The sequence below is a fragment of the Allocoleopsis sp. genome (assembly GCF_036703385.1).
Classification (GTDB): Bacteria; Cyanobacteriota; Cyanobacteriia; order Cyanobacteriales; family Coleofasciculaceae; genus Allocoleopsis.
On record NZ_DATNPA010000244.1, the window covers coordinates 1 to 8556 of the forward strand.

Sequence of the window (8556 nt, forward strand, 5' to 3'; positions counted from 1 at the left end):
AACAAGCCAAATTGCCTTTAAGAGAGGGGACTATCGCGTCGGTTCAGCGATCGCTGCCGCTTGGTCTAGCTCGTAAGGTGCTGCCTCTAGTACGTCATGGACTACGCGATCTTCTATGACTCAATAACTGGTACCAGATACGCCCCGCTCCAAAGCGCAGGCCAATCTAGCAATGGATGACTCTGCGCTTTGGCAACAGGTTAAGTGGAGGTAAGCAAGCCGTCAAGGGAAGCTTATAAATGTGCGATCGCACCGGAAGTGAGGGATTAGGGTTGGGCGAACCTTACTTGATTTCCGGGAGAGACTGTTGGGAAAGCCTTACTTGAGCCTTCGCTCCACTATTACCAACTTTGAAGGTTTTACATGACTGTAAGAATTTAGTAAAATTTCCTCCAATCTTGAGCTTTTTTATAACTGAATTAGCCGATTCACCGCAGACTAGCTTTAGGGCTGCGCTAAGCTTTGACACCTCGACTGTATCACTCGAAGAATTGGCCTGCATTGAAGCAATAATTTTAACTATTGTCTGCTCCAATTCCTCTTTGGAATTAATCCTTTTTATCGATGTATTGGAGCTAGGAGTCACAGAAGCATTCGCTGCTACATCCACTGGATTGGGAGCCGATGATGTAGTTTCATGTTCGCTTACAGGCAGAACTGAGTCTTGCTTTTGAGGTTCCACCAGCGAACGATTAACCCGATTCTCCTTGAGAGTGATAAGGCGTCGTTCTTGGAAAAGGGAAGTAACCGTTGATAATCGCGCTATTCGCTCAGTTAGAGATTCGTGTTCGGCATGGAATAGCTCATTAATTTTATCAATGAACTCTTCAAAAGAAGGGATTTCCGCTCCTATTGTTAAAGAATATTCCTGGCTTTTGCCCGTATTTCGGTTTTCAACACTCAGAATATTGTCTTGTCTACGCACTCGATAGACAGTTAGACCTTGGGTTTGTAATGAATTACACAAATGAGTCAATAACCAATCGCAAGAGCAGACAAAAACTTCTTTAGCCTCTGGGTAATGGGTTCTAATAGAGGCTCCCATCGCAATCATTTGAGCATCAGCACTGTTTTGACCCATCGGAACGTGGATTAGCTGATAGCCACGTTCATAAAGCTCTGCATCCAGCTTCCCAATAGCAGGGTTTCTCCAGTTAGCAAAAGCGATTTTAACTCGCAGTTGATAATTACTGATCTCAGCTAAGAATTTTTCCGTGTTGATGTCGAGTCTCAAGTTTTCTGCATCTAGCAGCAAAATCGCTGTTCCTCTAGAAGATTGAGTTGGGGTTGTGACCCAATCTAACGGCGACACCGATACTTCTGGAGGACTCGGCAGTGACGGTGATAAAAGTAATACAGGTTTAGCGTCTTCATTGGTAGCAACCTCTACTGCTTCATTATTAGTACTGGGTAGCTGTAAAGAAACCAAAGGAGCGAGAAACTGTCTACCACACGCTTTGCACAGATACCGTTGCTTGCTACATGAGCGCCCGTTTTTACGCAGTTGAGTGGATTCACATTTAGGACATTTCATATTAAAATTATGGCAAATAAAAATTATTATTTGTAGCTGCGCCTGAGCCCTAAAGTTACGACTACCAACAGTTCTAGGATTGTACGATTCGCTGACGCGATAGCTACTTCTGTCGGGCGCTGCCCGCCCGCTACGCTAAAGGATAAGGCTGTGCGATCGCTTTACGAGTCTTCACCTGAAGTTTTTCGTACTGCCACTTCCCACCCTTTCTCTGTCTGCCTGAGTTCAAAAGTTTTACATGACTGCAAGAACTGACTAAACTTGACGTTTAACTGCAACTTTTTAAGAACTATAGTAACGGATTGACTATATTGCCGTTGAAACTGAGTTCCTAGAATTGTGAGCGACATGTAGCTTTTTGGAGAGCGCTGCGTTGCTGTTTCAATTATTTTTGTTAAAATCTGTTCCAGCTCAGCTCGTGAACGAATTTCGGCAGCAGATTTAGCGTTGGCTTTAGGCTCAGCTTGTTGCTGAGGCTGATTAACCCTTGTTAAATTTGTGGGAGAGGGTTCAAATAAATTGATATAGAGTTCTGATTGAGCCGGAATTTGATGAACCACAAAATGAGCTGGATGCTCGATCAAAAAATCCCTTACCTTTTTGCTCGGTAAATGATGGGATACCACTTGACTGAGCAGCAACTTGTACTTCTCCTGAAACAAGCGGGAAATTCTCTCTAACTTGAGCCACTGATTTTTCGTTCGTTTTTGCTCAGCTTTAATCAACTCTATCAACTGAACCAAAAACTCTTCCAAGGATGGAATTTCCTGTATAGGTTTTAGAGAATAGGTTTGAGTTTGGTTCGTCTTACTGTTGAGAACTGTGAGATTTTCACCCTGTTTACGCACTAGATACACGGTTAGTCCGTGGGTTTGCAGCGTAGTACAAAGGTGAGTCAGAACACCATCGGATGAGCAGACTAAAACCTCTTTTGCCGTCGGGTAATGCACAAAGATAGACGAGCCAACGGTAGCCATTTTTACATCTGCACTATCTTTTCCAGCGGGTACATGAATCAGTTCGTAGCCCCGCCCATGAAATTCAATATCGTGTTTACCCATAGTGCGCCAATTGGCAAAGGCGACTTTGATCTGAATGGGATAAGTACAAACCCCCGCCAAGAACTTTTCGGTGTTGATGTCCAGTTGTAAGTTTTCGGCATCGAGCAGCAGGATGGCAATTCCTGGAGGAAGGGGCGTTAACTCTCTTGATGTCGGCAAGATCGATGCCTCGGCTGGCTGTGAAAGATTCAAAGTCACTGAATGGCTACTCTGTTGCAGCGGCTGAGTCAAAGAGGTAATGTGGGACATCAAGTTAGCGAAACTGGGTAACTCGAAATAGCTGGAAAACAGCAGCATTTGTAGAAATTTTTGCACTTTGCCAATCAGTGCGTCTCGTTGTTGAGCCTTACTGATTCCTGCACTCAGCTTGATCAGGAAAGCATCGCGATTTCGAGGTTCATGCCAGGGAATACTCCTGTACTTTTCCTTCAAAAATTCGGGCTGCTGTTGCTGAATTTCTAGGATGGCTTGATAAACACACAGACTAATTTCATCAATAACGACCAAATCATTTGCGGGTGTCACATTGGCGTTATCTAGCATGGCTGTCCCCAGTAAGTGATGCGTGAGGCGACTAACGTTGCGCTCCCCCGAAGTTTCTAGGAGGCGCTCTTACTGTTTAAGATTCCCATCATAATAGAAATGGCTTCATATTTCTTAATTCATCACTATGGCGAGAGACCTACGGGGATTCATCAAACAGTTGGAGGAACGAGGGCAATTGCGCCGAATTAAGGCTTTAGTTGACCCAGATTTGGAAATTGCGGAGATTTCTAACCGAATGCTGGCTGCCGGTGGCCCTGCCTTGTTGTTTGAAAACGTGAAAGGGTCATCCTTTCCGGTGGGGGTGAACCTAATGGGTACCGAGGAACGGGTGTGCTGGGCGATGAACATGGAACATCCGCAGGAGTTGGAAACGTTGGGTAAGAAGCTGGGAATGCTGCAACAGCCGAAGCCGCCGAAGAAGATTTCCCAAGCTGTGGAGTTCGGGAAGATTTTGTTTGATGTGGTGAAAGCGAAGCCAGGGCGAGACTTTTTCCCGGCTTGTCAGCAGGTAGTACTTCAAGGAGATGCCCTAGATTTAACCCAATTACCGCTGATTCGTCCCTATCCAGATGATGCTGGCAAGATTATAACCCTGGGATTGGTGATTACCAAAGATTATGAAACGGGTACGCCCAATGTGGGGGTTTATCGGCTACAGCTACAATCCCGGAACACGATGACGGTTCACTGGCTATCGGTGCGGGGTGGGGCGAGGCACTTACGCAAGGCGGCGGAACAGGGGAAAAAGTTAGAAATTGCGATCGCACTCGGTGTTGACCCCTTAATTATCATGGCAGCCGCCACTCCTATCCCCGTTGAACTTTCTGAATGGCTTTTTGCCGGACTTTATGGCGGTTCGGGTGTAAAGCTAGCCAAGTGCAAGACAGTGGATTTAGAAGTGCCAGCCGATTCCGAATTCATTTTAGAAGGGACGATTACGCCAGGGGAGGTGTTGCCTGATGGCCCTTTTGGGGATCATATGGGTTACTACGGCGGCGTGGAAGATTCGCCGTTGATACGCTTCCAGTGCATGACGCACCGCAACGATCCCATTTATATGACGACGTTTAGTGGGCGTCCACCCAAGGAAGAGGCGATGATGGCGATCGCACTCAACCGCATTTACACCCCGATTCTGCGGCAACAAGTCACGGAAATCGTGGACTTCTTCCTGCCAATGGAAGCGCTCAGCTACAAAGCTGCCATTATTTCCATTGATAAAGCCTACCCCGGTCAAGCGCGACGGGCAGCCTTAGCGTTCTGGAGTGCCCTCCCACAATTTACCTACACCAAGTTTGTGATTGTTGTCGATAAAACCATCAATATTCGCGATCCACGTCAGGTGGTGTGGGCGATTAGTTCCAAAGTTGACCCAGTACGGGACGTATTTATTTTGCCAAATACGCCTTTCGATAGTTTGGACTTTGCCAGCGAGAAGATAGGGTTGGGGGGACGTATGGGTATCGATGCGACAACCAAAATACCTCCAGAGACTGAACATGAATGGGGCGCACCCTTGGAATCCGATCCAGATGTGGCAGCGATGGTAGATAGGCGTTGGGTAGAGTATGGATTGGCTGATTTGCAGCTAGGGGAAGTTAACCCAAATTTATTTGGCTACGATATCCGTTGATAGTTCTGGAAAGGGCGATGCTAGAGGAATCACAGCCCTTTTTCACAGTAGCCAAATTTTCTGTCTATGACAGAGTAGAGCAAACTGAATACATTTCCTGGAATGGTAACGATTGAGAGGTTGTATGGAAACAAAGAGACGACAAGGGTTTCGAGGGGCTTTACAGCGAAAAGGTTCAGTCGTTCCAGTCGTTTTTAAGCAGGTATTGTTGTGCGGGTTGTTTGGTTTTTTGATTTCAAGCGTTCACAATCTACGCAATTTGGGATTTTCGGTATCTATCCCACTGTGGGGAGGCGTCATTCCTACCATTGTCATTGCTTTATTGTTAGTGATTCGAGCCAAAACGGCTTATGAGAGATTTTTGGAAGGTCGTAAAAATTGGGGGGATTTAATCAACACAGTACGGAATCAGGCTCGTCAAGTTTGGGTGGGTGTTAGAGAGATTGAGCCAGCTGATCGAGCTAAAAAACTGGAAACTATCCGCTTATTAGTCGCTTTTACCGTTGCCAGCAAGTTACATCTCAGAGAAGAGCCTGTCAACGGTGAGTTAGAATATTTAATTTCATCTGAGCGTTATTTAGAGTTAAAAAAATTGACGAATCCACCGCTGCAAATTGCGTTTTGGATTGGAAATTATCTCCAAGAGCAATACAATCGCAAATGCCTGAATAGCTCTCAGCTGACGGCTCTGCATCAATTGCTCGATCAGATGGTCAATCATTTGGGAGCTTGTGAACGGATTATCAAAACTCCAGTGCCGCTAGCTTATGCGATTCACCTGAGGCAGCTGGTATTGATTTATTGCCTCTCATTGCCCTTTCAAATGGTGGGTGCTTTTCTATGGTTAACAGGGCCAATTGTGGCGTTGATTAGTTTTGCTTTATTGGGGCTTGAAGAAATTAGCCGTGAAATGGAAAATCCGTTTGGCTATGATGACAATGATTTGCCTTTGGATTTAAATTGTGACACAATGTTACATAATATTGAAGATTTAATATCTCAGGAACTGAGTTCAACAAATTGGCAGTTAACTTCAGTGAATTAGGGACTTTACTGGTCATTTAACTCAAGATAAGCCGCCCTTAAACCATGAGGGTAGATTCCCTTTTTGTAAAACCGTATTGCATTTGCAAGGTGACATGCTCCAGTAGGGAATTGTGTAGATGTGGAGGTTAACCCAAATGGGTTGGGGTGCTATTAACCGTCAAATTAGCAGCTATAACTCAATACCAAGCAATGATACGGATTGGAAGAAGCGGAATTGGTTTCGAGTTGCTTTACGGCTGCAAGGGTCAGTCATTTTTGCGATTCTTCCACGAGTAATATTGTGCAGTGCCTTTGGTTTTTTGATTTCTGTATTGCATGAATTGGGATTTTCTTTATCCTGGCCTGCACTGAGCGGCGTTGTTCCCAGTGTTGTCTTAGGTTTATTATTGGTTTTTCGCACTAATACGGCTTACGAGCGATTTTGGGAAGGTCGTAAACTTTGGGGAACGTTAGTCAATACTGTTCGGAACTTGGCTCGTCAGATTTGGACAGCGATCGCAGAAAATAAGCCACAAGATAGAACGGCAAAAGTAGAAACGCTACGCTTATTAGTAGCGTTTGCTGTGGCGACGAAGTTACATCTACGTGGAGAGCGATTAAACAGTGAGTTAGAAGCCTTAATGTCAGCCGAGCGGTATCAAATTCTCCAAACCATGAATCACCCACCTCTGGAAATTGCTTTTTGGATTGGAGATTATCTGCAAAAGCAGCATGAACGCCATTACCTGAATACCTATCAACTCGCTGCTATGCTGAAATTACTGGATATGATGGTGGATGTTTTAGGGAGTTGTGAACGAATCTTAAAAACACCTATACCCTTAGCTTATTCGATCCATTTAAAGCAATTGATATTATTTTATTGCCTCTCACTCCCTTTTCCAATGGTTAATGATTTACATTGGTGGACGGCGGCGGTGGTGGGTTTAATTAGTTTTGCTGTATTTGGGATTGAAGAGATTGGCATTGAAATTGAGAATCCTTTTGGTTACGACGCCAATGATTTACCCTTAGATACGATTTGTGCCACCATGCAACGTAATATTGAAGATTTAATTACACTTGCTCCTTGTGTGAGGCATTGGAAAACACATCGTTAAAATAGCGATCGCACCCTAAGCTGTCACGCTTTTAAATTGCTTGTTGAGACGGACGCGGGGACGGGAGACACACAGAGGAATTGACGGTTCGTTCCCTAACTCAACAATATGCAAATTAAATGCACAACAGCTTAGAAGCCGGTGTTTTAAAGAGCGATCGCACTAAGATAGTTAACTGGTCTAGAGGTGCCAAGTTGATTTATAGGTGAATTCCTACAAATATCAACAGTATTTATCCCGTTGCAGAAAGTCACTATCACTAACTATGACATTGGAGCAACTTATCGGCTGTAGAGTTGGGTGAGTTCTAACAGGCGATCGCTTAATTCCTCAGTAAGCAGTTCAGAACTTTCATACCGCCAACGCCAGTTACCAGCGTTTACACTGGGGTCGTTCATTCTCCCACTATTATCCAAACCTAAAATATCTTGCAATGGGATGATGGCTAAATCAGCGATTGAAGCTAAAGCCATACGAATGAGAACCCAATTAATTTCCTCGATTTCTTCAGGAGTCGAATAACCCAGGTACTTAGCCAGAAATTCCTTTTCTTTAGGACTGGCTTGCTGCCACCAACCCAGGGTTGTATCGTTGTCGTGAGTACCGGGATAGACCACACAGTTTTTCACATAGTGGTGCGGTAAGTAAGTATTGTCAGAGTTATCACTAAAGGCAAACATCAAGATACGCATACCCGGAAACTCAAAGCGATCGCGTAATTGTTCAACTTCTGGTGTGATTATCCCCAAATCCTCTGCCAAGATGGGTAAAGTCCCTAAACTGTTGCGGAGAGTTTCAAAGAACTCTGCATCCGGCCCTTTAATCCACTCCCCATTGATCGCTGTTTCTTCTCCTGCTGGCACTTGCCAATAGGCTTCAAATCCTCGGAAATGGTCAACGCGAACTAAGTCTACATATTGCAAGGTTGCCTTAAATCGCTCAATCCACCAAGCATGATTTGTTGCCTGCGATCGCTCCCAATTGTATACAGGATTTCCCCATAGCTGCCCCGTCTCACTAAAATAATCGGGAGGAACGCCTGCTATAAATGCAGGTTCAAAGGTTTCTGGGTTGAGCTTAAAGATTTCTGGATGTGTCCAAACCTCTGCGCTATTATGGCAAACGTAAATCGAGACATCGCCAATGATTTTAATCCCTTTGTTATTGGCATAGGTGCGTAGATTTTTCCATTGTTCAAAGAACTTAAATTGCAAGAATTTGTGGTACGCGATACTGTCTTTTAACACCTCAGCTTGGGCTTTGAGGGCAGAGGGTTCTCGTCTTGCGAGCGCTCTTTCCCAACAATTCCAAGCTTTGCCCGAATTCGCCTCTAGCAATGCCATAAATAGAACGTAGTCATCGAGCCAACTCGACTGCTCCTGACAAAACTGTTCAAAGTCACTCTTGTGTTTCCCCGTTAACGATTTCTGGAAGCGATCGTATGCCAGTTTGAGGAATTTGGCTTTGTGAGGAATGACGCGATCGAAATTGACTCTATTAGGAGTTACGTCTACACTTGGCGGTAATGGCGTCAGCTCCTCTGAGTTTAATAAGCCTTCTTCTGCTAACCAATCAAGACTGATGAGCAGGGGATTTCCGGCAAAGGCACTAAAGTTCATAGTGTAGGGCGAATGT

The 8556-nt window shown here is 44.8% G+C and carries 6 protein-coding genes; 3 read left to right on the forward strand and 3 right to left on the reverse strand.

The genetic code is table 11. The annotated features are described in order from the left end of the window. Positions 1–283: 283 nt before the first annotated feature. Complete coding sequence (locus V6C93_RS11840; protein ID WP_333476861.1) at positions 284–1534, reverse strand: IS1/IS1595 family N-terminal zinc-binding domain-containing protein; 1251 nt, start codon at positions 1532–1534, stop codon at positions 284–286. 161 nt (positions 1535–1695) lie between these two features. Then, positions 1696–3138 carry an NYN domain-containing protein gene (locus tag V6C93_RS11845; protein ID WP_333476862.1) on the reverse strand — a complete coding sequence of 481 codons (1443 nt, stop codon included), beginning with the start codon at positions 3136–3138 and terminating at the stop codon, positions 1696–1698. Positions 3139–3265: 127 nt separating this feature from the next. On the opposite strand from V6C93_RS11845, the gene V6C93_RS11850 reads away from it, so the two are divergent. From V6C93_RS11850 to V6C93_RS11860, 3 genes are all read left to right on the forward strand, one after another. Further along, a complete protein-coding gene (locus V6C93_RS11850; RefSeq protein WP_333476863.1) occupies positions 3266–4774 on the forward strand; it encodes a UbiD family decarboxylase in 1509 nt (502 codons plus the stop codon). Between the two features lie 124 nt (positions 4775–4898). After that, complete coding sequence (locus tag V6C93_RS11855) at positions 4899–5819, forward strand: bestrophin family protein (RefSeq protein ID WP_333476864.1); 921 nt, start codon at positions 4899–4901, stop codon at positions 5817–5819. A 118-nt stretch (positions 5820–5937) separates the two neighbouring features. Next, complete coding sequence (locus tag V6C93_RS11860) at positions 5938–6921, forward strand: bestrophin family protein (RefSeq protein WP_333476865.1); 984 nt, start codon at positions 5938–5940, stop codon at positions 6919–6921. 281 nt (positions 6922–7202) lie between these two features. Here V6C93_RS11860 and malQ read toward each other — a convergent pair. Then, positions 7203–8556: 4-alpha-glucanotransferase (gene malQ, locus V6C93_RS11865; protein WP_333476866.1), on the reverse strand; the 1354-nt coding region annotated here is incomplete at its 5' end.

Bases quoted from the DNA above. Each gene is read 5' to 3' on its own strand.
- V6C93_RS11840 (WP_333476861.1), bottom strand. From the start codon at position 1,534: ATGAAATGTCCTAAATGTGAATCCACTCAACTGCGTAAAAACGGGCGC.
- V6C93_RS11845 (WP_333476862.1), bottom strand. From the start codon at position 3,138: ATGCTAGATAACGCCAATGTGACACCCGCAAATGATTTGGTCGTTATT.
- V6C93_RS11850 (WP_333476863.1), top strand. From the start codon at position 3,266: ATGGCGAGAGACCTACGGGGATTCATCAAACAGTTGGAGGAACGAGGG.
- V6C93_RS11855 (WP_333476864.1), top strand. From the start codon at position 4,899: ATGGAAACAAAGAGACGACAAGGGTTTCGAGGGGCTTTACAGCGAAAA.
- V6C93_RS11860 (WP_333476865.1), top strand. From the start codon at position 5,938: ATGTGGAGGTTAACCCAAATGGGTTGGGGTGCTATTAACCGTCAAATT.